Here is a 24,202-nt window from a genome sequence, read left to right on the forward strand (position 1 = left end):
TGACATCTTCACCTTATTCAAACCTGTGCGATCCACTTGCGATGCGTGTGAATCGACATCAAAACCCCAAACGCTGACAGCAATGTCACCAGCGAAGTTCCGCCGTAGCTAATGAACGGCAACGGCACCCCAACCACCGGCAGCAGGCCACTGACCATACCGATGTTGACGAAAACGTAAACAAAAAAAGTCATGGTCAGGCTGCCGGCGAGCAGTTTGCCGAACAGCGTCTGCGCCTGCGCGGTGATCACCAAACCGCGACCAATCAACAGCAGATAAATCAGCAACAGCGCGCAAATGCCTACCAGGCCGAACTCTTCGCCCATTACGGCAATGATGAAGTCGGTGTGGCTTTCGGGCAAAAAGTCCAGGTGCGACTGAGTGCCCAGTAACCAGCCCTTACCAAATACTCCGCCGGAACCGATGGCGGCCTTGGACTGGATGATGTTCCAGCCGGTGCCCAGCGGGTCACTCTCCGGGTCGAGGAACGTCAGGATCCGCTGCTTCTGGTAGTCGTGCATAAAGAAGAACCACATGGCCACGGCCACGGGGATGGCGGCGGCCAGCACGCTGAGGATCCAGCGCCAGCGCAGGCCGCCCATAAACAGTACGAACGCACCGCCCGCGAGGATCAGCAGCGAGGTGCCGAGGTCGGGCTGGCGCACGATCAGGATGAACGGCACGCCAATCAATATCAGGCTGATGCCCACGTGCTTGAGCTGCGGCGGCAAGGTGCGCTTGGACAAATACCAGGCGATGGTTGCCGGCATCAAAATCTTCATGAATTCCGACGGCTGGAAGCGGATCACCCCTGGAATGTTGATCCAGCGCGTCGCGCCCATGGCGTTGTGGCCCATCACGTCCACCACCACCAGCAGCAGTACGCCAGCGACATAACCAAGCGGCACCCAGCGCGCCATGAAACGCGGTTCGAGCTGGGCAATCACCACCATCGACAACAGGCCCAGACCGAACGACGACGCCTGCTTGATCAGCAGGTCCCAGTTCTTGCCGCTGGCCGAATACAGCACGAACAGGCTGCCGGCCGCCAAGGTCAGCAGCAGGATCAGCAACGGGCCATCAATGTGCATGCGCTGCAATAACGTCGCGCGGCGACGCATCACATCCTCGCTGGAGAGGATGCGGTCAAAATTACTCTTCACGGGCCGTAACCTCGGTGCTTGAAGGGGGGCCGCCATATTCGGATTTGAGCCTGCCGTCGTCGGCCAACAGCCAGGCGTCCATGATCTGGCGCACCACGGGCGCAGCCACGCCGGAGCCGGACTCGCCGTTTTCGACCATTACTGCCACGACGATTTTCGGGTCGTCTGCCGGGGCAAAACCGACGAACAAGGCGTGGTCGCGGTGGCGTTCCTGAACCTTGGAGCGGTCGTATTTCTCGCCCTGCTTGATCGCGACTACCTGCGCGGTACCACTCTTGCCGGCAATGCGGTATTGCGCGCCGGCCGCCGCTTTGCGCGCGGTGCCACGGGCGCCGTGCATCACTTGCTGCATGCCGTGGTTGACCTTGGTCCAGTCGGACGGGTCACGCAGCACGATGTCGGGAATCGGGTTTTCATCCACAGGCTTTTCGCCTTCGATGGTCTTGGCCAGGTGCGGACGGTTCCAGACGCCTTTGTTGGCCACCAGCGCCGTGGCTTGCGCCAGCTGCAAGGGCGTTGCCTGCATGTAGCCCTGGCCGATACCAAGAATCAGGGTTTCGCCCGGGAACCACGCCTGGCGACGAGTGGCGCGCTTCCACTCCCGCGACGGCATCAGGCCGGGGGATTCTTCGAACATGTCCAGGGAGACTTTCTGACCCAGGCCGAATTTGCCCATGTAGGCTGACAGCCGGTCGATGCCCAGCTTGTGGGCCAGGTCGTAAAAATAGGTGTCGTTGGAGCGCATGATCGCGGTGTCCAGGTCGACATAGCCGTCACCGGTACGGTTCCAGTTACGGTATTTGTGATCGTAGTTGGGCAGCATGTAGTAGCCCGGGTCGAACACGCGGCTTGACGCGGTGACCACGCCCGAATCCAGGCCGGCAATCGCCACCGCCGGCTTGATGGTCGAACCCGGCGGATACAACCCGCGCAGCACGCGGTTGAACAGCGGCCGGTCGATGGAATCACGCAGCTCGGCGTAGGCCTTGAAGCTGATGCCGGTGACGAACAGGTTGGGGTCGAAGCTTGGCTGACTGACCATCGCCAGCACTTCGCCGGTTCTCGGGTCCAGTGCCACTACCGCGCCGCGCCGGCCACCCAGGGCCATTTCGGCCGCTTCCTGCAACTTGATGTCCAGGCTCAACACAATGTCTTTGCCCGGCACCGGGTCGGTGCGCTTGAGCACGCGCAGCACGCGGCCGCGGGCGTTGGTCTCAACTTCCTCGTAACCCACCTGGCCATGCAGCTCCGGCTCGTAGAAACGCTCGATGCCGGTTTTACCAATATGGTGGGTGCCGCTGTAATTCACCGGATCGAGGCTTTTCAGCTCTTTCTCGTTGATGCGCCCCATGTAACCGACGGAGTGGGCAAAGTGCGGCCCTTGCGGGTAATGCCGCACCAACTGCGCCACCACTTCCACACCGGGCAGGCGGAACTGGTTCACGGCGATTCGCGCGATCTGCTCTTCGGTCAGCTCGAACAGGATCGGCACCGGCTCGAATGGCCGGCGCCCCTGCTTCATGCGTTTTTCGAAGATCACCCGGTCTTCCGGCGTCAGCTGCAGCACCTCGACGATCACGTCGAGGATTTGCTGCCAGTCGCCGGAACGCTCGCGGGTCATGCTCAGGCTGAAGCTGGGCCGGTTATCGGCCACCACCACGCCATTGCGGTCGAAAATCAGCCCACGGGTCGGCGGAATCGGCTGCACATGCACCCGGTTATTTTCCGACAGCGTGGAGTGATAGTCGTACTGGATCACCTGCAGGAAATACAGGCGCGCAATCAGCACACCGATCAGCCCCACCACCAGAAAGGCACCGAACACGACCCGCGCGCGTACCAGACGTGCGTCTTTCTCGTGGTCCTTGATGCGGATCGGCTGGGTCATCGGGAGGGGCGCAGATTATTTGTGGTAAGGGTGCCCGGACAGAACTGTCCAGGCGCGATACAGCTGTTCACCGATCAGAATCCTTACCAACGGGTGCGGCAGCGTCAGCGCTGACAGCGACCAGCGCTGGTCCGCCCGCGCACAGACTTCCGGCGCCAGCCCTTCGGGGCCGCCGACCATGAAGTTGACCGTGCGCGAATCCAGGCGCCAGCGATCCAGCTCCACCGCCAATTGCTCGGTGCTCCAGGGTTTGCCGTGCACCTCGAGGGTGACGATGCGCTCGTTGGGGCCGACCTTGGCCAGCATGGCTTCGCCTTCCTGACGGATAAAGCGCGCCACATCGGCATTCTTGCCCCGGGTGTTGAGCGGTATTTCCACCAGTTCCAGCGACAGCTCAGCGGGCAGACGCTTGGCATATTCGTGCCAACCTTCTTCCACCCACTTGGGCATGCGTGAACCGACAGCGATCAGACGCAGGCGCACAGCCGTTCCTTATTCCTGGTCTTTGTTGAGCTTGTCGAAGTGCGCGTGGCCCACTTCCGGGCTGTGGTGCTTGCCATCAGCGGCACGGCTCTGCTCGGCGCCTTTCCACAGACGCTCCAGGTCGTAGAACTGACGGGCATTGGAAGTCATCATGTGAACGATGACGTCGTCCATGTCCAGCAGCACCCAGTCGCTGTCGCCCTTGCCTTCTTCACCCAGCGGCTTTACGCCCTGGGCTTTAACGGCTTCGCGAACCTTGTCCAGCATCGCGCCGATCTGGCGGTTGGAGGTACCGGTGGCGATGATCATGAAGTCGGTGATGCTCTGCTTGTCGCGCACGTCCAGCACCTGGATGTCCTGGGCCTTAACGTCTTCCAGGGCAGCCACGGCGACTTTTACCAGCTCTTCGCCAGCCAGCTCAGGGCCGGTGTGCGCTTCAACTGGCAGCGGGGCGCTTTTGAAAGTGCCTTTGCGCTTAACTTTGCTTACGTCTTTGTTCGTCATATAAAACTCGTTTTGCTCGTATGTTCGGGCGCTTGCTGCACGACTGTGCGTGCGATCAAACGCGCCTTTTCAGTTCGACGCACGGTAAAGCCCGTGCGCATCGATGTAGGCCAGGACCGCGTCAGGCACCAGGAAACGTACCGACTTCCCGCTGGCCAGCAGTTGACGGATCTGGGTGGCGGACACCGCAAGCGGGGTCTGCCAGACGAATGCAATATTCCCGTTCGGCCCGGTCAGGGCCAAGGGGTCACTTACCGACCGCGCGGCCAGCAGGTTGCGCAAGGCATCCGGCGGTTCGCTGTCGGCATCCGGGCGTTGCAAAACCAGGATGTGGCAATGCTGGAGGAGTTCCTCCCAGCGATGCCAAGAGGGCAGGCCGCAAAATGCGTCCCAGCCCAAAAGCAGAAACAACTGGTCGTCTGCGGCCAACTCGGCACGCATCAGTTCCAGGGTATCGACAGTGTAGGACGGTTTATCGCGCTTGAGCTCGTGGTCGTCCACCACCAGCGGCGCAATGCCGTCTACCGCCAGGCGCACCATCTCCAGGCGTTGTTGCGGTGATACCTGCGGCGTATCGCGATGCGGTGGCCGCGCATTGGGCATCACCCGCAGCTCATCCAGCGCGAGGGCGTCCGCCACTTCCAGGGCACTGCGCAAATGGCCGATGTGCACGGGGTCGAAGGTACCGCCGAGCAGCCCGATGCGTTTAGCCATCAAGTGCGCACGTGACCGTCGCCGAACACCACGTACTTCTCGCTGGTCAGGCCTTCAAGGCCAACCGGGCCGCGTGCGTGGAGTTTGTCGGTGGAGATGCCGATTTCCGCCCCCAGGCCATATTCGAAGCCGTCGGCAAAACGCGTCGAGGCGTTGACCATCACCGAAGCGGAATCCACTTCGTTGAGGAAACGCCGGGCATCGCTGAAATGCTCGGAAACAATGGCATCGGTGTGCTTGGAGCCGTATTTATTGATGTGCTCGATGGCCTGGTCCAGGTCGTCGACGATGCGGATCGACAGGATCGGCGCCGTGTACTCGGTGTACCAGTCCTGCTCTGTCGCCTCGATCACGTCCGCGCCCAACAGCGCACGGGTACGTTCACAACCGCGCAGTTCCACGCCCTTGTCACGGTAGATGGCAGCCAGCGGCGGCAGCACGCGATCGGCAATGCCGACGTGCAACAGCAGGGTTTCCATGGTGTTGCAGGGGGCGTAGCGGTGGGTCTTGGCGTTGTCGGCGATGCGGATCGCTTTGTCGATGTCGGCGGCAACGTCGATGAACACGTGGCACACGCCGTCGAGGTGCTTGATCACTGGCACTTTCGCATCGCGGCTCACGCGCTCGATCAGGCTCTTGCCACCGCGCGGCACGATCACGTCGACAAATTCCGGCATGGTGATCAGCGCGCCAACGGCGGCGCGGTCGGTGGTTTCCACCACTTGCACCACTTCAGCCGGCAGCTCGGCCACGGCCAGGCCCTGCTGAATGCAGGCGGCGATGGCGCGGTTGGAATTAATCGCCTCGGAACCGCCACGCAAGATGGTGGCGTTGCCGGACTTGAGGCACAGGCTCGCGGCGTCGATGGTCACGTTCGGGCGCGACTCATAGATAATGCCGATCACGCCCAGGGGCACGCGCATTTTGCCGACCTGGATACCGGACGGCAGGTAACGCATGTCGCGGATTTCACCGATGGGGTCAGGCAGTTTGGCCACCTGACGCAGGCCTTCGATCATGTCGTCGATACGCGCCGGGGTCAGCGCCAGGCGGTCCAGCAGGGCTGGCTCCAGGCCATTGGCGCGGCCATTGGCCAGGTCCTGTTCATTGGCAGCGGCCAGCTCGGAGCGCGAAGCATCCAGAGCATCGGCGGCGGCCAACAGGGCACGGTTCTTCTGCGCAGTGCTCGCACGGGCGATCAACCGCGAGGCCTGCCGGGCAGCGCGACCCAGGCGGGTCATGTAGTCAAGAACGGACTCAGTCATGGTCAGGGAGTCTTGGCAAAGAGGAAAGCGGCAGATTATAGCTGTGACGCCGCCCGACTGACAGCGGTGAGGGGCGGATGGTCGAAATGAACTGTAAAAACTTGGGGTTCAGCGGTAATTAAGGTGGGAGTTGTTATTATTCCGTCACATTTAGCCGCATTAACCCTGATCGCCATGTCCAGTTTTGCCCCTCAGCTCCCCGCCAGCGCCCTGCCCGACAGCTTCTTCGACCGCGACGCGCAAATACTCGCGCGCGAATTACTCGGAAAAGTCATACGCCACCGCGTGGGCGATATCTGGCTTTCAGCGCGAATTATTGAAACCGAAGCCTATTACGTGGCCGAAAAAGGCAGTCACGCGTCGCTCGGCTATACAGAAAAGCGTAAGGCTTTGTTTCTGGATGGTGGGCACATCTACATGTACTACGCCCGTGGCGGCGATTCGCTGAACTTCAGCGCCCAGGGCCCAGGCAATGCCGTGCTGATCAAATCGGCCTATCCGTGGGTCGATGAGATCTGCGGCCCGGCGAGTCTGGCGCAGATGCTGCTGAACAACCCCGATGCCAACGGCCACCCTCGCCCCGCGCAGAAACTCTGCGCGGGCCAGACGCTGCTGTGCAAAGCCTTGGGACTGAAAGTGCCAATGTGGGATGCCAAGCGTTTTGACCAGGAACTGCTCTACGTTGAAGACGTGGGCCAGGCGCCGTCGCAGATCATCCAGACCACGCGCCTGGGCATTCCCAGCGGGCGCGATGAACACTTGATGTACCGCTTTGTCGATGCTGGCTACGCGCCTTACTGCACCCGGAACCCGCTGCGCCGGGGCCAGGTCGAAGGCCGCGATTACTTTTTGATTTGAACAGACTGAGACTGCTGTTCGCGCCGGTCATTGATCCCAGCCACACAGCAGATCCAATGTGGGAGCGGGCTTGCTCGCGAATGCGGTGTGTCAGCTGCGGATTCCTTCACTGAGACACCGCATTCGCGAGCAAGCCCGCTCCCACAGGTGATGACCACTGTCTCAGATTCTGTATTACCTACATGGAGTGGCGTTTTATGGGCCAATGGCTCGATAGCATTACCGGCTGGCTGACCCTGAATCCGCAATGGCTGGCCGTCGCGGTGTTTATCGTCGCGTGCGTGGAGTGCCTGGCCATCGCCGGGCTGATCGTGCCGGGCACGGTGCTGCTGTTTGCCATTGCGGCGCTCGCCGGCAGTGGCGCGCTGTCCTTGAGTGAAACGCTGTTGCTGGGTTTCCTCGGCGGCTTGCTGGGCGACGGGGTTTCCTACTACCTGGGCCGACATTTCCATCAGAACATCCGACGCTTGCCCGGCCTGCGCCACCATCCTGAATGGATGAACGGCGCAGAAACCTACTTCCACAAATACGGCATCGCCAGCCTGTTGGTAGGACGTTTCATCGGCCCGTTACGCCCGATGCTGCCGATGGTGGCCGGGATGTGCGACATGCCCTTCCCGCGCTTTGCCGCCGTGAGCGTGTTGGCGGCGGCCGGCTGGTCGGTGGCCTATCTGCTGCCGGGCTGGGCCACCGGCGCGGCCTTCCGCCTGCCACTGCCGGCCGGTTTCTGGCCGCAGGCAGGTATCGTCGCGGCCTGCCTGGCGGTGTTGCTGGGCCTGAGCTTGAACAGCAGCCTGCGCGGCCATCGTCGCGCCACCTTGTGGATGGGTTGCGCCAGCCTGACGTTGTTGATTGCCCTGTTCATTGGCTACCCACACCTCAATGACTTTGATCAGGGTTTGAGCGCACTGGTGCAGGAACACCGTAGCCCCTGGCTGGACGAGGTGATGGTGCGGATTACCCAGCTGGGTGAGTTCAGGAAGATGTTTGTCGCCAGCGCCATCTTCACCGGCTTGCTGCTGCTGGCGCGGCAGTGGCGTCATGCGGTGTTCGTCGGCGCTACACTGGCCGGCGCGGCGGTGATCAACACCGGCACCAAGCTGTTTTTCGCCCGTGGCCGGCCGGAAATCCTCACGGACCCGCTGACCAGTTTCAGCATGCCCAGCGGCCACGCCTCCGGCGCATTTGCGTTTTTCCTGGCGCTCGCGGTACTGGCCGGTCGCGGCCAACCCACGCGATTGCGCCTGACCTGGATGCTGCTGGGCTGTATTCCGGCGGCCTTCATTGCGCTGTCGCGCGTCTATCTCGGCGCCCATTGGCCCACGGACATCCTGGCCGGTACGTTGCTGGCGATGACGGTGTGTGCGTTCAGCCTGACCGTCATCCAGCATCAACGCTCGCTGCCGGCGATGCCGCGCAAGACCTGGTGGCTGCTGCTGCCGGTGCTGGTGGCGCTCATGAGTTTTATCGTCCTGACCGGCACCTCCCACGCCCTGCTGCGCTACGCCTACTGAGTGAAGAGTTCGCCCTGCAACTCGTCGAGCAACATCTGGATGGCATCCAGGCGTTGCTGCGGGTCGTCGAGTTGCAGCAGGTCGATCTTGTCGGCCTCGGTGAACGGCAGCAGATAGGCCAGTTGGTTACCCAAGGCCTGCTGGCCATCGGCGTGGGTGCCCATGTCCAGCGAGGCAACCATCGGATGCTCAGCCAGCGCCTGGAGCAATGCCAGCAGGTCGGCGTCCTCTTCGCCCAGCGGTTGATCCGGCAGTTCTTCGAGCCACTGCACCTCGGCGACCAGTAGCTGGTCCTTCTGCACCCCGGTGTCACGCACGCGGAACCTGCGCCCGCCTTCGACGCGAATCCCCAGCAGGCCGTTGTCTTGTTGCTTGAAGTCGCGAATCAGCGCTTCACAGCCGATCAGCGCGTAGCCGTCCGGGGCCATGCCCACTTCCCTGCCGCTTAAGATGCACACCACGCCGAAGCTTTCGCCCTTTTTCATGCAACGGCTGATCATGTCCAGGTAGCGCGCCTCGAACAGTTGCAAGTCGAGGGTGCAGCCAGGGAACAGCACGGTATTGAGCGGGAACAGCGCCAGACTCATAGAGGTTTCCTTAAACCCGGTTTAAACGATCACGGACACGGCCAGCGGCAGGAACACCGCCGTGGCCACGCCCATCAGACTCATGGCCAACGCCGCGAAAGCGCCGCACTCTTCGCTTTCCTGCAGCGCGACCGAGGTGCCGACCGCATGGGCGGTCATGCCCAGGGCCATGCCACGCGCTTCGGGGCTGTGCACGCCCAGGCGCGACAGGTACGCCGGGCCGATCATCGCGCCGACCACCCCGGTGATCAACACAAACACCGCCGCCAGGGCCGCCACGCCACCGATCTGCTCGGCCACCAGCATGGCAATCGGCGAGGTCACCGACTTGGGCGCCATGGTCATCAGCATCCTATGCTCAGCGCCAAACCACCAGCCCAGCAGCACACACAGGCCGGTGGCCAACACGCCACCTACCACCAGCGTAGTAAAAATCGGCCAGAACAATTGGCGGATCCGCCGCAGGTTCAGGAACAGCGGCACGGCCAGGGCCACGGTCGCCGGGCCGAGCAGAATGCCCATGATCTCGGTGCTTTTGCGGTACTCGACGTAGGTCAGGCCACAGCTGAGCAATACGCCGATCACCAGCAGCATGGACACCAGCACCGGCTGCAGGAAGATCCAGCGGGTTTTCTCGAAGGCCGCCAGCACCAGTTGATAGGCGCCAAGGGTAATACCGATGCCGAACAGAGGGTGATGAATGACCGCCGTCCATGCGCCTTGCCAGTCGAAGGTCATTGATCCTTCTCCTTGCGCTTGACCATCTGCTGCATCAGCACACCGACAAAGCCCATGGCGATCACCAGCGACAGCACCAGTGCGCCGACGATAGCCCAGAAGTCGGCAGCGATATCCTTGGCGTACACCATCACGCCCACGGCCGGCGGCACCAGCAGCAATGGCAAGTAACGCAACAGGCTGCTGGCGGCCAGGCTCAAGGGCTCGCCGACTTCACCGCGCCAGATCAGGAAGCCCAGCATCAGCAGCAAGCCGATGATCGGCCCCGGCAGCACCGGCACCAGCAAATGGTTGATCGCGGTACCGATCAATTGAAACAGCACCAGCCATGTCAGGCCCCGTAACAGCATCGGTTATCTCCCCCTCAAAACCCGCCCGCATTATAAGCACGCCGGCTCTATGCTTCGGCATTCGCCAAAAGCATGGTGGGTTGACCGGGTGGGTTGCCCATGATGATCTACCCTGGATTTGGCCCACCTATAAAAACGATGAACCAAGGAGAGTCGCAATGCCCTATGTACCTGTAGCGCAGCTCAAAGATTATGTCGGCAAGGAACTGGGACGTTCCGAATGGCTCACCATCGACCAGGCGCGTATCAACCTGTTCGCAGAGGCCACCGGCGATCATCAGTTCATCCACGTCGACCCGGTCAAGGCCGCGCAGACCCCGTTCGGCAGCACCATTGCCCACGGTTTCCTGTCGCTGTCGTTGATGCCCAAGCTAATGGAAGACCTCCTGATCGTGCCCGAAGGCCTGAAGATGGCGGTCAACTATGGCTTGGACAGCGTGCGCTTCATCCAACCGGTCAAGGTCAACTCCAAGGTGCGCCTGAACGTGACGCTCAACGACGTCACCGAGAAAAAGCCTGGCCAATGGCTACTCAAAGCCACCGCCACCCTGGAAATCGACGGGCAGGAAAAACCGGCTTACGTCGCCGAGTCGTTGTCGCTCTACTTCGTGTAAGCCCGCGCCTGTGGTGGGGATATAAACCTCACCACAGCGTATGTAAATTTATGTATGAAACTCGCAGCTGCGGCATACTCGGCGCTCAATTATCCGGATCCCGCTATGCGCCCACTCGCTCCCCTTGCCCTTGCCCTGTTGCTCACCGCTTGCGGAGACGGCGAATCGCTGTTGCCGCCCGATGCGCGCCTGCCCGATGGCGGCCGTTACCGGGGCGATGTGGTCAATGGTTTGCTGCAAGGCCAGGGCCGGGTCGACTACCCCAACGGCAGCTGGTACGCCGGCCAGTTCGACAAAGGCCAATGGCACGGCCAGGGTGAATGGCATGGCAGTAACGGCGAGGTCTATAAAGGTCAGTTCCAGCAAGGCCTGTTCGATGGCCAGGGCAGCCTGACCACGGCGGGCAGCAGTTATGTCGGTGGTTTCAAGAATGGCCGGCGCAACGGCGAGGGCACCCTCAAAGAGGGGCAAATGACCTATCGCGGCGAATTCAAGGACGATCAATATTCCGGCCTCGGCCGCCTCGAGCTGGCCGACGGCAGCCAGTATCAGGGCCAGTTCGCCCACGGCAAACCGAATGGCGAAGGCCAGCGTAACGACGACAGTGGCAACCAGTTCAGCGGCCACTTTGTCGATGGCCAACTCGAAGGCAATGGCACGTTCAACAGCGCCGACGGCGACATCTATGTCGGCCAGTTCAAACAGAACCAGCTCAACGGCAAAGGCCGCTATGAAAACGCCGACGGCGACGTGTGGATCGGCCAGTTCAAGGAAGGCGCCCTCAGCGGCAAAGGCGAGCTGATCGGCGTGGACGGCAGCCACTATGTCGGCCAGTTCAGCGACTGGCGCTTCACCGGCGAAGGCCGCTTGAACCTTACCGACGGCAGTTTCTATATCGGGGGGTTCGACAGCGACAGCTATCAAGGCAAGGGCACCCTCGTGCTCACCGATGGCACCGTAGAGGCCGGCACCTGGGTCAACGGCATGCGCGTGCGCGACGCCGACGGCAAGCTGCTGCCCGACCCGCTGGAAATCGGCATACTGGCCCAAGGCCGCTTGCTCGATGCCGCCCTCGCCGCCGTGCCCACCTCCACCCCCGCCGTCGAGCTGTACACCCTGGTGCTGGCCGGCGACGGCAAGCAAAGCGTGTTCCTGCGCGAAGCCGATTATGTGAGCAACATGCTCGCCACCCGTTTCGGCGCGCGCGGGCAGATTCGCCTGGTCAACCACCGCGACCATATTGCCGACCGCCCGCTGGCCACGCGCGAAAGCCTGCGCCGCGCCGTGCAAACCCTTGCCGAGCGCACGGGGCCGGAAGACCTGGTGTTTATCTACATGACCAGCCATGGCACTCACGAACACGAACTGGTGCTCGACCAACCGCGCATGGAACTGGCCGACCTGCCGGCCGATGAACTGGCCGCCGTGCTCGCCCCGCTGAAAAACCGCGACAAGGTCATCGTGATTTCCGCCTGCTACTCCGGTGGGTTTATCCCGGCGCTCAAAGATGAGCGCACGCTGATCATGACCGCCTCGCGTGCCGATCGCGTGTCCTTCGGCTGCTCCGAGGAAGCGGACTTCACCTACTTTGGCGATGCCCTTTTCGCACAAGCTTTAAACCAGACAGATGACTTACAGCAGGCTTTCAAACTGGCACAAATGCACGTGTCCGAGCGCGAACAGGCGGACAACTTCGAAGCGTCCGAACCGCAGATATGGGCGCCCAAAGGCGTGATCGCCCATTGGCAGTTATTACGTAAACAGCAGGCACGAAAGGCGCTCGAAAGCGTCTCAATGAATAGCAAGGAAGCCAAGGGCAACTAAGCTGTAACGTGTAACAAGGGGGAAACACCATGTACCTGACACCACAACATATCTTGCTCGCCGGGGCCTCGGGCCTCACCGGCGAACACCTGCTCGACCGCCTGCTCAACGAACCTACTGTGACCCGCGTACTGGCGCCTAGCCGCAAGCCGCTGGCTGAACACCCGCACCTGGAAAACCCGGTGGGTGATCCAGTGGCGTTGCTGCCGCAACTGAGCGGCCAGGTCGATATCGCCTTCTGCTGCCTGGGTACCACAATCAAACAGGCTGGCTCCGAAGCGGCCTTTCGCGCGGTCGACCTGGACATGGTCGTGGCCTTCGCCAAGCGCGCTCGGGAAATGGGCGCGCGGCACCTGATCGTGATCAGTGCAATTGGCGCCGACCCGAAATCCTCGATCTTCTACAACCGCGTCAAAGGCGAAATGGAGCAGGCGCTGAAGGCCCAGGACTGGCCGCAACTGACCATCGCGCGACCTTCGCTGTTGCTGGGAGAGCGCCTGGAACCCCGTTTGGCTGAACAGCTCGCCGGGCCGTTGTCGCGGCTGATTCCGGGCAAGTACCACGGCATTGAAGTCTGCGAGCTGGCTCGGGCCATGTGGCGCCTGGCGCTGGAAGAGCAGGACGGGGTGCGGGTGGTCGAGTCGGATGAGTTGCGCAAGCTCGGCAAGTAACGTCGTTCAGCTTTGGCACACAACAAACGGTGGGAGCGGGCTTACTCGCGAAGGCGGTGGATCAGTCAACTTAGGCATCGACTGACACGCCGCCTTCGCGAACAAGCCCGCTCCCACATTGGTTTTGTGTTGCCTGCAAGGTCGGTGCTACAGACCACCGGTTGCGTTGAAGCCCACACCCAACACCGTCAGAACCGACAGCGGCAACAGCAGTGTATCGAGCAGCGCGCTGGCCGGCAGGTCGATGTGCGGATAGCTCGGCGCTTCAGCGCCAAATCTGTCCTTGGCGCAACAGCCACCGTCAATCGCATACAAATCCAGCCGCGTGCCGGCGTACACCACCGGCGCGCCAGGCTGCGCTGCGTCCAGCGTGCGTGCGGTGGCGCAGCCCGTCAGTTGCAGCGCCAGCAGCACTAACAGGGCTTTATTCATCGCTGCTCAAATGGTGCTCGCCCCAACGCGGCAGCATGTCCTGGGGAATGTTCAGCAGGTTGAGAATCCGCGCCACCACAAAATCCACCAGGTCATCAATGGTCTGCGGCTGGTGATAAAAGCCGGGCGAAGCCGGCAAGATGGTCACGCCCATGTTCGACAACTTGAGCATGTGCTCCAGATGGATGCTCGAATACGGCGCCTCGCGCGGCACCAGAATCAGTTGACGGCGCTCCTTCAAGGTCACGTCCGCCGCGCGCTCGATCAAGTTGTTGCAGGCGCCCGTGGCAATCGCCGACAAGGTGCCGGTAGAGCACGGCACCACCACCATCGCCGCCGGCGCCCCGGAGCCTGAGGCCACGGGCGACATCCAATCCTCTTTGCCGTAAACCTTGATCTGCCCTGCCGCAGCCCCGGTGTATTCGGTGAGGAAGGCTTGCATCATCTGCACCTTGGGCGGCAGCGCGACATCAGTTTCGGTGGCCAACACCAACTGCGCGGCCTTGGAGATCAAAAAATGCACCTCGCGGTCTTCGCGCACCAGGCAATCGAGCAGACGCAGGCCATAGGGCGCGCCGGAGGCACCGGTCATCGCCAGGGTGACGCGTTCCGGGCCGCTCATTTCAGCGCCTCGGCCAGCTTGCCATGCAGGCCGCCGAAGCCACCGTTGCTCATCACCACGATGTGGGTGCCCGGCGTGGCTTGATGCTTGACGTGCTCAATGATGCCCTCAATGGAATCGCAAACGGTTGAGGGCACGGTGCACAGCGCAGCAATGCCCGGCAGGTCCCAGCCAAGGTTGGGCGGCGCATACCAGACCACTTGGTCGGCGTCATTGACGCTTTCCGGCAGGCCATCACGGTGTGCGCCCAGCTTCATGGAATTGGAGCGCGGCTCGACAATGGCAATGATCGGCGCATCGCCGACCTGCTTGCGCAGGCCATCCAGCGTAGTGGCAATGGCCGTCGGGTGGTGGGCAAAGTCGTCGTAGATGGTAATCCCGTTGACGTCGGCGACTTTCTCCATGCGGCGCTTCACGCTTTTGAAAGCACTCAACGCGGCGATGCCCATGGCGGGCACCACGCCCACATGTCGCGCGGCCGCCAGGGTGACCAAGGCGTTGGCGACGTTGTGCTGGCCAGTCATGCCCCACTCGACGATGCCTTGGGCTTGCCCCTCAAACAGCACTTCAAATCTGGAACCGTCTTCGCTGAGCAGGTTGACCTGCCACTGCCCGCCCGCGCCGGTGGTTTGCACTGGGGTCCAGCAGCCCATATCGATCACACGCTGCAAGGCCGGCTCGGTGGTCGGATGGATGACCAGGCCTTCGCTCGGTATGGTGCGCACCAAGTGGTGGAACTGGCGCTCGATGGCCGGCAGATCGGGGAAGATGTCGGCGTGATCGAACTCAAGGTTGTTCAGGATCGCCGTGCGCGGGCGGTAATGGACGAACTTGGAGCGTTTGTCGAAGAACGCGCTGTCGTATTCATCTGCCTCGATCACGAAGAACGGTGTGTCACCCAGGCGCGCCGACACCGCAAAGTTTTGCGGCACACCGCCAATCAAAAAGCCCGGGCTCATGCCTGCGTGCTCCAACACCCAGGCGAGCATGCTGCTGGTGGTGGTCTTGCCGTGAGTGCCGGCCACCGCGAGTACCCAGCGACCTTGCAACACGTGGTCCGCCAGCCACTGCGGGCCGGAGACATAAGGCAAACCTTTATTGAGTACATACTCGACCGCCGGGTTGCCTCGCACCATGGCGTTGCCGATCACCACCAGGTCTGGCACCGGGTCGAATTGCGACGGATCGTAGCCTTGGGTCAACTCGATACCCTGGGCCTGCAGTTGCGTGCTCATGGGCGGGTAAACATTGGCGTCGGAGCCGGTGACGTGGTGGCCCAACTCTTTGGCCAGAACCGCCATCGAACCCATGAAGGTGCCGCAAATACCGAGAATATGAATGTGCATGGTTGACCTCGTAAAACATCGAGGCAGGTTAGCGCAGGGAGGGGAAAATCGCACTCTTTAGCTGCCGCAGTGCTGGGGCGATGGGGTCAATCCAGACGGCCGTTTACCGAAAAAGAAGTGCCGCCGCCTACGCTGTGGTTGCCAGTACGCAACCCATCGAAGACAGCCGCACTTCTTTCATTGCTGGCTCTGTGGCTCAGAGCCTGGGACGCCGGCGCTCACCTAGGCGGCGCTGCCCCGGTGCTTCACTTTCATTGCCCCCATCAACGCGGTAAGGGCCGCCATCCTGGACTCCAAGCCAAGCGCCCGGCTTTTGATGTCGTCTTTTTCGGCCCCAGTTGAGGCGGCCTGAAAGGAAATACCCAGCTTCTGCGCTTCGTTGGCAAATGCCGGCTCGATGTAATCAAGCATCTCCTCGAGATAATCCATTCGCTCTTCGTTCGTTTTCGCGACCCATTCCAGGCCTGGCTGTACATGCGGCTCGGAACGAAGATCCGCCAAGGTATTTGCCAACAGAAATACGCTCTTCTGACTATGATCCACCAGACGCCCATCCTGAACACTTTGCTCAGTGGCGGCCGTCTTCGTCGAACTGATGAGGGGTTTTACGACCTCCAGAATGGCTCCGCTGGCGACCACGCCAACCGTCGAAAGCGGTACTGTCACCACTGCCGTGATGCTGGCGACTTTTGCAATGTCCTTGCGCTGAAGCGGGAGCGCACGGTCCGCTTTCGCACTGCTGGCCTGCACCAGCTCCGCTGCGTTTTCTTCCAGGCCTCGTGCAGAAAACGGTTCGACTTCCTGGCCCTCTACTCGACCGGGCGTCGGTTGCGCGAACAACTTATCTCGCATTCCAGCGTCCTTTTGGGCCTGCCACTCTTTTTGATGCTTGGCGTGGTAATCGGCCATTTCCGGTGTGTCAGGGGTGTCAGGTGCCTCTCCCGGCGTGCGGGTACCGCTCGCGTGGCCTGGCGCGCTGAAGCCATTCACGTGTGCGTCCACCAAATGCTGATCATAGGCCTGATTACCTGCCCCGGGTTTGCTGCCTGACCCGCCTTCGAGTTTCGGCGCGTCAATAACCCGCGTAGAACCGGAAGGAACACCCGAGATGTCTACCCTGGTAAAACCTGAGGAGAAAAGATCCCCAATCTTTGAGAATGCCAAGGGCCGCGAGATTGAATTTGAAAACATCATAATGATTTACCTAATGGTTGATTAACATTAGAAAGTCATCCATTTCCTTCATTTAATACGTGGCAGAACAACCAATAACGTTCCGATTAAACTCTATAAATATACAACCGATTAATGAGCAGACTACTTACCCACAGCCATAACTTCTCAAACACCCAGAGACCGTTACTTAACACCCGATAATTACTGACTAAGTTATGTGGCCGCAGGTGCCAGCGCGTTCACCACACCGAACTGCAGTAACTGGGGGCCAAACGGCGTATTGGTGAGCGTATTGTAGGCGTACCACGCACCTTTCTTGAAAACAGCAACCACGGGCACCCACAAATTATTGCTTTGCGCGCGATGAAACCCTTTGACGACATCATCGTCTTTATAAATCTTTGTCACATCATAGCTGCGCGAGTGCCCTCTTAATCGGGACAACACCTGGTCGCCATGTTCAAGCACGTACTTGATGTCCTTATACCCAGCACTCGCGCCTCGATTAAGGTTTTTCGCAATATCGGCCGCGTCGGTATAGCCCACCGAAGCGCCAACGCCGGCAAAGACCGAACTCTTGATGACATTGCTGAGCGCCTGACCGCGCTTGACGGTCTTTCGAGCAGTGTTAAGCGCCGGAAGAACAAAGCCTAAAATGTCGAACCCGATATTGAAGATCGCTCCCGACACGTCGCCCCTGATTGCGTCGTGAATGCCGTCATAGAAAGGGATCAGTCCAAGAAAAAAAGCTTTCAACTGTTTGTCGTAGCGTTCTCCTTTTTCTATCGCCGTGATCCCGGCCGCCTTGGACTTCAGCGCTTCATAGTCACGGGTAAAAAAACTGGCCGCCGTGATACCAAGGGCGCCGCTTTTGGCGGAAAAGTACGTCCCGTTCAATTTACCAGGGCGTTCAAGGGGATCACGCCCGTGATGGGTCGCGCCGTATTGCGTATAGACGTTGTACGTGCCCGGAACACGACCTTGGGTGCTCCCGCCAAAATAGGCGCCATCGTCAGCATTGGTGTGTTCACCCGGAAACCCGCTTTCCTTGACGAACCGCCCCAATGCCGGGAAGTAACTGTAGTAGCTGGCCTGGCCCGCACTCCCCGCTACTTTCATGAGCAAACCATGCCGGCCTTTGAGTGCCTCGACCTCTTGTACCGTGGGCGTTCGGGGCTTGATATCGGCGTACAAGGAGAGCCCTGATACAGGCTCTGCACTGTTCCAGGAAAATCCCGGTGCAGGCGCCGTATCAAGAAAGGGGCGAGACACCTCGATAAAACTGACGGCCGACTGTTCGATACGCGCTCGGTCCACCCTGGGTAATAGCGAAAGCTGATACTTAAACTGAATGGCCCAGGCACTGTCATGCGCCACTTTATAGTTCTCAAAGGTTGTAGAAAACACCTGATTGATATCAGGAACAAGTTGAGCAAGGCGTGGCGTTATCGCCGCCCAAGGCAGCGCCTTATTATTCAGCGACCGCCAGCGCTCTGGTTTGATCGGACCACTCATATACACATCAAGCAGCGAAACAGGGTCATGTTTGACCCACGGTGCCTGCAACACCTTTTGGGTGGGGTCCAACTCAGGAAACACCCGCTTCAACTCAGCCACCGCCAACTGCTCTCGCGTCGTCGCAGGTGCTGACAAAGTATCACCTGCCCATGCCAGCTCTTTTTGTTGTTTATTCAACGCCTCTTGTGAACGCTTGACGTCTGTGTACCCATAGTCGTGGTTGGGTTTAAACGCGATAACACCGTTGGCCAGGCCCCAGGTAATAATTGCACTGCCCGACGCGGCGCTCAGCTGATCCTCGCCTTCCAGGGACGTGAGCGGCGCTTCACCAAACGCCATTACTTGGCTGAACGTCATGTTCCCCGCAGCGCCAGGCACTTGTTGCTCAATACGTGAAACTTCTATGGCGAAGTTCGCCCACGTATGAGAGCCGTAAACAAGGTTGGGCGGTATGTCTTTTACCAGGAACTCCGGGGCGGCGGCCGCTAATAATAACTGCGCAGCCACAGGCGCCGCTTCAACCCCGACCTTACGCTCAAGGTGAGCGGTGAAACCTTTGACAATGGTTGCAGGTGAGCAACCTGCGTTGTCCCCTTGATACAGGTTGTAGCCCGCCAGGTTGAAGCAGGACTTGCCCATTCCAGGATCAAGCTCTTGCACCAGGGCGACACTCACACACTCGTTTACACTGGTGGGCGTCTCGATCACCTTGATCTTTTTTTGTATCTCCTGACCCAAGGCCCGCGCCTTGGGTGATCGAATCAGCAGATCCAATGCCGACGCAGGGTTGCGCGCTATGGTTGCCTTGGTGGCCTGAGGAAGCTCGCAGATCAACCGCCGTAATAAGCTGCCCGCACCGGCGTCCGCCTGAGGATTTGATCGGTGGGTTACCTGGGCCTTGTGCCATTGACCTACCGTTGCGCGGACCTTGCGCAGTGACGTCGCGCTCAATAAACCAGCGATCGACCTTGCCCCGCCAGCGTTCGCGCGCGGCGCCCGATGGGCCAGGTCAAAGGATAACGCCAGCGCCAAACCCTGGGCCTGCTGACTATTGACGGGCACTTTATGCCCCTCCTGCCTGAGCATGTGCGCCACGCTCATCCGGGGGCGCTGCTCACTGGTAAATTGGCTGGAACGCGGGTCGATCTGAAGCATGATCGCGTCCAGGTCGATGCGCCCACTGGCGTCATCGGTCTGAGACCGCAGCGCAGTCATGAGCGCATGACGGTTAGCGTCATCACCCAGCGCCGTCTGCTGCCGGGTCAACGCCTCTGCAGACCGCAGCGACGCATAAGCCGAGGGCGCGAACGCAAACAGCGCCTTATTCGCCAGTTTCTTGCGGTGCAAGGCCGCTTGCGCAGGTGTGAGGTCTATTGGCTGGTTGTAAAACTGGCCCACCGTGTACAACGGCACTTTGCCTTCCGGCCAGGGGTAACTGAACCCCTGCCCGGGTTGAGGCGCGATCACCCTGGCAATCGACAACAGTGTTCGGGAAACATCGGACCACCCCGAATCGTCCCGTAGCGTAAACGTGCGCACTGTGCCGTCGACGATGCCGGCAAGTTCCCCACGCGCCGGGTCCAGCTGCATGCCCGCCGTATCAAGCCCTTGCACTTTCGCCCACGCCAGCAACCCTGGGCCTTTGAAGGCGCTGTCCAGTTGGGCGCGCCACCGCCCAAGCGTGGACCCTGCGGGCACTTGAACATCAGGCGACATCCCCGACGTCTGGTAGGAGCGCGTGGCCAAAGCGCTTGCGAAGAACCTCGCCAACTGGGCATCCCCCATGGCGCGGCATTCGGTGCTGTCCGACAACCCGGCACTGCGCTCCTGTCCACTGGCAGGCTTATCGGCGGGCGCCGGGGCGGACTTCACGACCGGCGCCGCTGCATGAGTTGGAAAGATTGGCTGTGGACTAAACTTCGAAACATTAGTCATTCAACACCTCGCAGGCAAAACAGTCTGGCTGACTGTTCACGCACTGAGTGGTGCAACTACCTACAAACATCACAACAAACTGCCGAAAAGTCTGCATTCGGATATGTCAATTGCTGTTTGTTTCTCTCTCTACATTACGCAACACTTAATCGGGTTTAATGGCCTGGTTAAGTTAAATAACTGCGTTCAATCCCGTGTTTGCGCAACTTTCTGTAAAGCGTATTTCGACTCACCCCCAAATGCTCAGCGGTGCGGGTCATGTGCCAATGGTGTTGCTGCAACGCTTCAAGCAAGGCCACGCGCTCCGCATCGTTCAAGGCAAGGCCGGAAACGGGTTCAGAGGCTACGGCGGGTCGGGCCTGACGAATGATTGACGGCAAGTCGTCAAACCTGATTCGCCCATCCTCGGACAACGCCGCCAAGGTGCGTAAGACGTTGCGCAACTGCCGCACGTTGCCCGGCCAGGCAAAGTCCAGCAGCGCCTGGCGCGCCGTCTCGTCGAGCAACACGACCTGCCCTGGCGCCTCATCGGCCAGCAAAAAGTCCAGCAATTGAGCTTTGTCGCTGCGCTCACGCAAAGGCGGCACGTCGATTTCAAGGCCGTTGAGGCGGTAGTACAAGTCTTCGCGGAAGCTGCCGCTGGCCACACGCGCCAACAAATCACGGTGCGTTGCGCTGATGATCCGCACATTGATTGCTTGCGGCTCACCGCCGATGGGCACGACCAGACGGTCTTCCAGCACCCTCAGCAGGCGGGTTTGCAATGCGAGGGGCATGTCGCCGATCTCGTCGAGAAACAAGGTGCCGCCGTCGGCCTGCTGTAACTTGCCGCGCATGCCTTCCTTGAGCGCGCCGGTAAAACTGCCGCCGCGATACCCGAATAGTTCGCTTTCGATCAGGCTCTCAGGAATGGCGGCGCAGTTGAGCGCAACAAAGGCTTTGTCAGCCCGCTGACTGGCCTGATGCACGGCCTTGGCGAAAGCTTCCTTGCCCGAACCGGTTTCACCGTTGATCAGCAACGGTACGTCGCGCTCGAACACCCGCAGCGCCTTGCGAAACTCATTCTGCAGCACCGGGTCGCCCAAGCAGATGCCCGTCAGGCGCGGCGCCTGGGGCTTGGCCTGCGGTGCCGGCACGCTGCGTGCCTGGCCGCGCAATGCGGCGAATAAATGCCGGCCATCACGGGTACGCAGTGGCCAACTGGCCGTGGCGTTGGCGCTGGCACGGCCGAGCAGCTGATCAAGGGAACACTCGAAAAACGCTTCCACCGGTTGCCCCAGCAAACCGCCACGAACCTGTGCCAGCAGGTTCAGCGCGCTTTGGTTGACGGCGCAGATCCGCCCTTCGCCATCGAACGCCAGCAACCCTTCACTGAACAGCCCCACGGATTCGGCCTGCAGGTGAAAACGCAGCAACCACTGGTTTTCAAAATGACGCAGGAAGTAACAACTCTCGATCATCTTCGCCGACAGGTTCACCAGCGCCATGGTGTGGAATTGGCTCTGACGCGACACGGCCTCGCGCGCCGACGACACGTCCAGCACGGCCAACAGCTCGCCCTGAGGGTCGAATACCGGGCTCGCCGAACAGGTCAGGCCGGTGTGGCGGCCGCGAAAATGCTCATCGCGGTGAATGGTCAGGGACTGGCGCTCCACCAGGCAGGTGCCGATGCCGTTGGTGCCTTCGCACGCCTCACTCCAGTCGGCGCCCAACCACAGCCCGGCGCGCTCGAAAATCTTGCGTTCCGAAGGTGCTGTCACACAGTTGAGAATCACCCCACGCGCATCGGTGAGCAATACCGCATGGCCGGCGCCGGAAAGCTGCTGATGCAGGCTGTTCATTTCGCTGCCGGCAATGTGCAGCACCTGCTGCAGGCGTTCGCGGCTTTCCAGCAGGCGGCCATGTTCGAGCACGGTGGGGGCGATGCTCAACGCGGGGTCGAGGTGATAATCCTCCAGGCAGCGCAGCCAGGAGCGGGCGATGGACGGGTCGCTGCCGGGGCCTTGGGCAAGGTCCTGCCCACGGGTGACGGTGAGGACTTGCTGGGCATGGCGACTGAAATGATCGTTTTGCATGTTCTTATTATTCTCTCTGCGTGAGAACAGCCAGCATCCCCCAGCCACCCAGGCATTGCAATCCCGGGCAGACCCGCCGGTCACTGGCTGTACCGTTTGTGGCACACACTGTCACCCCACCTGTACCAGCCCTGTCACAGCAACGCCTTGCACTAAACCTCAAGCCCTTGATTTACCTGGCCTGCAAAGCAGTGGCCCGACCTTTGCTCTACGCTTTATCAAGCGCAACACCGCTGTACTCCAATAAACATAAAAGTCAGGAGATACCCACCATGCGTTATGCACATCCCGGTACTGAAGGCGCGATTGTTTCGTTCAAGGCCAAGTACGGTAACTACATCGGCGGCGAATTCGTCGCGCCGGTGGATGGCAACTACTTCACCAACACCTCGCCAGTCAACGGCAAGCCCATCGCCGACTTCCCGCGCTCCACGGCCAAAGACATCGACAAAGCCCTCGACGCCGCCCACGCCGCCGCGGATGCCTGGGGCAAGACCTCGGCTCAGGACCGCTCGCTGGTGCTGCTGAAAATCGCCGACCGCATCGAACAGAACCTCGAACTGCTGGCCATCACCGAAACCTGGGACAACGGCAAAGCCGTGCGTGAAACCCTCAACGCCGACATCCCACTGGCGGCCGACCATTTCCGCTACTTCGCCGGCTGCATCCGCGCGCAGGAAGGCACCAGCGCCGAAATCAACGAACTGACCGCCTCGTATCACTTCCACGAACCGCTGGGCGTGGTCGGCCAGATCATCCCGTGGAACTTCCCACTGCTGATGGCCGCGTGGAAACTCGCCCCGGCCCTGGCTGCCGGTAACTGCGTGGTGCTCAAGCCCGCCGAGCAAACACCGCTGGGCATCAACGTGCTGATGGAACTGATCGGCGACCTGCTGCCGCCAGGCGTGCTGAACGTGGTGCACGGTTACGGCAAAGAAGCCGGCGAAGCCCTGGCCACCAGCAAACGCATCGCCAAGATCGCCTTTACCGGCTCGACCCCGGTGGGCTCGCACATCATGCACGCGGCGGCCGAGAACATTATTCCGTCCACCGTTGAGCTGGGCGGCAAGTCGCCGAACATCTTCTTCGCCGACATCATGAAAGCCGAACCGTCGTTTATCGAAAAGGCCGCCGAAGGCCTCGTGCTGGCGTTTTTCAACCAGGGCGAAGTGTGCACCTGCCCATCGCGCGCGCTGGTGGAAGAGTCGATCTACGACGACTTCATGAAAGTGGTGATGAAAAAGATCGAGCAGATCAAACGCGGCGACCCGCTGGACACTGACACCATGGTCGGCGCCCAGGCGTCCGAGCAGCAGTTCGACAAGATCCTGTCCTACCTGGAAATCGCCAAGGGCGAAGGCGCGCAATTGCTCACCGGCGGCAAGGTCGAGAAGCTCAGCGGCGACATGGCCGGCGGGTATTACATCCAGCCGACCCTGCTTAAGGGCACCAACGAAATGCGCGTGTTCCAGGAAGAAATCTTCGGCCCGGTGGTGAGCATCACCACCTTCAAGGACGAAGCCGAAGCCCTGGCAATTGCCAACGACACCGAGTTCGGCCTGGGCGCCGGTGTGTGGACCCGCGACATCAACCGCGCCTACCGCATGGGCCGCGCGATCAAGGCCGGCCGCGTATGGACCAACTGCTACCACCTGTACCCGGCGCACGCCGCGTTCGGCGGTTACAAAAAGTCCGGTGTGGGCCGTGAGACGCACAAGATGATGTTGGATCACTACCAGCAGACCAAGAACTTGCTGGTGAGCTACGACATTAATCCGTTGGGTTTCTTCTAACTTAAACCTGTAACAGGCGACCAGCTCTCAACTTGACATGCAATCAAGTGTGGGAGCTGGCTTGCCTGCGATGCAGGCACCTCGGTGTGTCAGGCACAGCTCGTTGATGCTATCGCAGGCAAGCCAGCTCCC

21 protein-coding genes are annotated in these 24,202 nt (G+C 60.8%); 6 read left to right on the plus strand and 15 right to left on the minus strand.

Translation table 11 applies throughout. The features are described 5' to 3' along the window. Positions 1–17: 17 nt before the first annotated feature. The 6 genes from rodA to AACW30_RS28020 form a co-directional block, all read right to left on the minus strand. Positions 18–1,121: a rod shape-determining protein RodA gene (gene rodA / locus AACW30_RS27995; RefSeq protein ID WP_057703348.1), complete on the minus strand. Its 1,104-nt coding sequence runs from the start codon at positions 1,119–1,121 to the stop codon at positions 18–20. A 31-nt stretch (positions 1,122–1,152) separates the two neighbouring features. Continuing rightward, positions 1,153–3,051, minus strand: a complete 1,899-nt coding sequence (mrdA, locus tag AACW30_RS28000) for a penicillin-binding protein 2 (protein WP_169367679.1) — start codon at positions 3,049–3,051, stop codon at positions 1,153–1,155. Positions 3,052–3,066: 15 nt separating this feature from the next. Continuing rightward, on the minus strand, positions 3,067–3,534 hold the full coding sequence (rlmH, locus tag AACW30_RS28005; protein WP_003176297.1) for a 23S rRNA (pseudouridine(1915)-N(3))-methyltransferase RlmH: 468 nt from the start codon (positions 3,532–3,534) through the stop codon (positions 3,067–3,069). Positions 3,535–3,543: 9 nt separating this feature from the next. Next, positions 3,544–4,038 (minus strand): ribosome silencing factor, encoded by a 495-nt coding sequence (rsfS, locus tag AACW30_RS28010; protein ID WP_003215432.1) that lies wholly within the window; start codon positions 4,036–4,038, stop codon positions 3,544–3,546. A gap of 69 nt (positions 4,039–4,107) precedes the next feature. Next, positions 4,108–4,752: a nicotinate-nucleotide adenylyltransferase gene (gene nadD / locus AACW30_RS28015; protein WP_106579377.1), complete on the minus strand. Its 645-nt coding sequence runs from the start codon at positions 4,750–4,752 to the stop codon at positions 4,108–4,110. Then, positions 4,752–6,017, minus strand: coding sequence for a glutamate-5-semialdehyde dehydrogenase (locus AACW30_RS28020; protein ID WP_200623939.1), 1,266 nt, complete (start codon positions 6,015–6,017; stop codon positions 4,752–4,754). The genes nadD and AACW30_RS28020 overlap by 1 nt, the downstream gene beginning before the upstream one ends. A gap of 174 nt (positions 6,018–6,191) precedes the next feature. Between AACW30_RS28020 and AACW30_RS28025 the strand changes: the two genes are divergently transcribed. Continuing rightward, entirely contained in the window at positions 6,192–6,875 is a 684-nt protein-coding gene (locus AACW30_RS28025) for a DNA-3-methyladenine glycosylase (protein WP_200623940.1), read from the plus strand. Positions 6,876–7,072: 197 nt separating this feature from the next. Next, complete coding sequence (locus AACW30_RS28030) at positions 7,073–8,389, plus strand: bifunctional DedA family/phosphatase PAP2 family protein (RefSeq protein ID WP_179676647.1); 1,317 nt, start codon at positions 7,073–7,075, stop codon at positions 8,387–8,389. Here AACW30_RS28030 and AACW30_RS28035 read toward each other — a convergent pair. From AACW30_RS28035 to AACW30_RS28045, 3 genes are read right to left on the minus strand one after another with little or no spacing between them, the layout of a single operon-like run. Beyond that, positions 8,383–8,976, minus strand: a complete 594-nt coding sequence (locus tag AACW30_RS28035) for an LON peptidase substrate-binding domain-containing protein (RefSeq protein WP_106579381.1) — start codon at positions 8,974–8,976, stop codon at positions 8,383–8,385. The two genes, AACW30_RS28030 and AACW30_RS28035, sit on opposite strands and share 7 nt — an antisense overlap. A gap of 21 nt (positions 8,977–8,997) precedes the next feature. Further along, positions 8,998–9,714, minus strand: a complete 717-nt coding sequence (locus AACW30_RS28040) for an LrgB family protein (RefSeq protein WP_106579382.1) — start codon at positions 9,712–9,714, stop codon at positions 8,998–9,000. After that, on the minus strand, positions 9,711–10,064 hold the full coding sequence (locus AACW30_RS28045) for a CidA/LrgA family protein (protein ID WP_106579383.1): 354 nt from the start codon (positions 10,062–10,064) through the stop codon (positions 9,711–9,713). Before AACW30_RS28045 ends, AACW30_RS28040 begins: the two co-directional genes overlap by 4 nt. 158 nt (positions 10,065–10,222) lie before the next feature. Here AACW30_RS28045 and AACW30_RS28050 point away from each other — a divergent pair, with 158 nt between their 5' ends. The 3 genes from AACW30_RS28050 to AACW30_RS28060 all read left to right on the plus strand — a co-directional run bounded on the left by AACW30_RS28050 (position 10,223) and on the right by AACW30_RS28060 (position 13,173). Continuing rightward, positions 10,223–10,678 carry a MaoC family dehydratase gene (locus AACW30_RS28050; protein WP_106579384.1) on the plus strand — a complete coding sequence of 152 codons (456 nt, stop codon included), beginning with the start codon at positions 10,223–10,225 and terminating at the stop codon, positions 10,676–10,678. 105 nt (positions 10,679–10,783) lie between these two features. Beyond that, positions 10,784–12,502 (plus strand): C13 family peptidase, encoded by a 1,719-nt coding sequence (locus tag AACW30_RS28055; protein ID WP_200623941.1) that lies wholly within the window; start codon positions 10,784–10,786, stop codon positions 12,500–12,502. Positions 12,503–12,531: 29 nt separating this feature from the next. Next, on the plus strand, positions 12,532–13,173 hold the full coding sequence (locus tag AACW30_RS28060; protein ID WP_106579386.1) for an oxidoreductase: 642 nt from the start codon (positions 12,532–12,534) through the stop codon (positions 13,171–13,173). A gap of 147 nt (positions 13,174–13,320) precedes the next feature. Here the strand turns inward: AACW30_RS28060 and AACW30_RS28065 are convergent, their stop codons facing one another. The 6 genes from AACW30_RS28065 to AACW30_RS28090 all read right to left on the minus strand — a co-directional run bounded on the left by AACW30_RS28065 (position 13,321) and on the right by AACW30_RS28090 (position 22,277). After that, complete coding sequence (locus tag AACW30_RS28065; RefSeq protein WP_106579387.1) at positions 13,321–13,605, minus strand: YceK/YidQ family lipoprotein; 285 nt, start codon at positions 13,603–13,605, stop codon at positions 13,321–13,323. Further along, complete coding sequence (gene ubiX, locus AACW30_RS28070) at positions 13,598–14,227, minus strand: flavin prenyltransferase UbiX (protein ID WP_003219402.1); 630 nt, start codon at positions 14,225–14,227, stop codon at positions 13,598–13,600. The genes AACW30_RS28065 and ubiX overlap by 8 nt, the downstream gene beginning before the upstream one ends. Further along, entirely contained in the window at positions 14,224–15,573 is a 1,350-nt protein-coding gene (gene mpl / locus AACW30_RS28075) for a UDP-N-acetylmuramate:L-alanyl-gamma-D-glutamyl-meso-diaminopimelate ligase (RefSeq protein WP_119740877.1), read from the minus strand. The genes ubiX and mpl overlap by 4 nt, the downstream gene beginning before the upstream one ends. A 222-nt stretch (positions 15,574–15,795) precedes the next feature. Further along, positions 15,796–16,767, minus strand: a complete 972-nt coding sequence (locus AACW30_RS28080; RefSeq protein WP_200623942.1) for a hypothetical protein — start codon at positions 16,765–16,767, stop codon at positions 15,796–15,798. A 195-nt stretch (positions 16,768–16,962) separates the two neighbouring features. Beyond that, positions 16,963–20,139, minus strand: a complete 3,177-nt coding sequence (locus AACW30_RS28085) for a hypothetical protein (protein WP_200623943.1) — start codon at positions 20,137–20,139, stop codon at positions 16,963–16,965. 230 nt (positions 20,140–20,369) lie between these two features. After that, positions 20,370–22,277 (minus strand): sigma-54-dependent Fis family transcriptional regulator, encoded by a 1,908-nt coding sequence (locus AACW30_RS28090; RefSeq protein ID WP_179676643.1) that lies wholly within the window; start codon positions 22,275–22,277, stop codon positions 20,370–20,372. A 272-nt stretch (positions 22,278–22,549) separates the two neighbouring features. On the opposite strand from AACW30_RS28090, the gene exaC reads away from it, so the two are divergent. After that, positions 22,550–24,070, plus strand: a complete 1,521-nt coding sequence (gene exaC, locus AACW30_RS28095; RefSeq protein WP_106579392.1) for an acetaldehyde dehydrogenase ExaC — start codon at positions 22,550–22,552, stop codon at positions 24,068–24,070. Positions 24,071–24,202: the final 132 nt, after the last annotated feature.

The organism is Pseudomonas sp. MF6747 (assembly GCF_963890955.1).
Taxonomy (GTDB): Bacteria; Pseudomonadota; Gammaproteobacteria; order Pseudomonadales; family Pseudomonadaceae; genus Aquipseudomonas.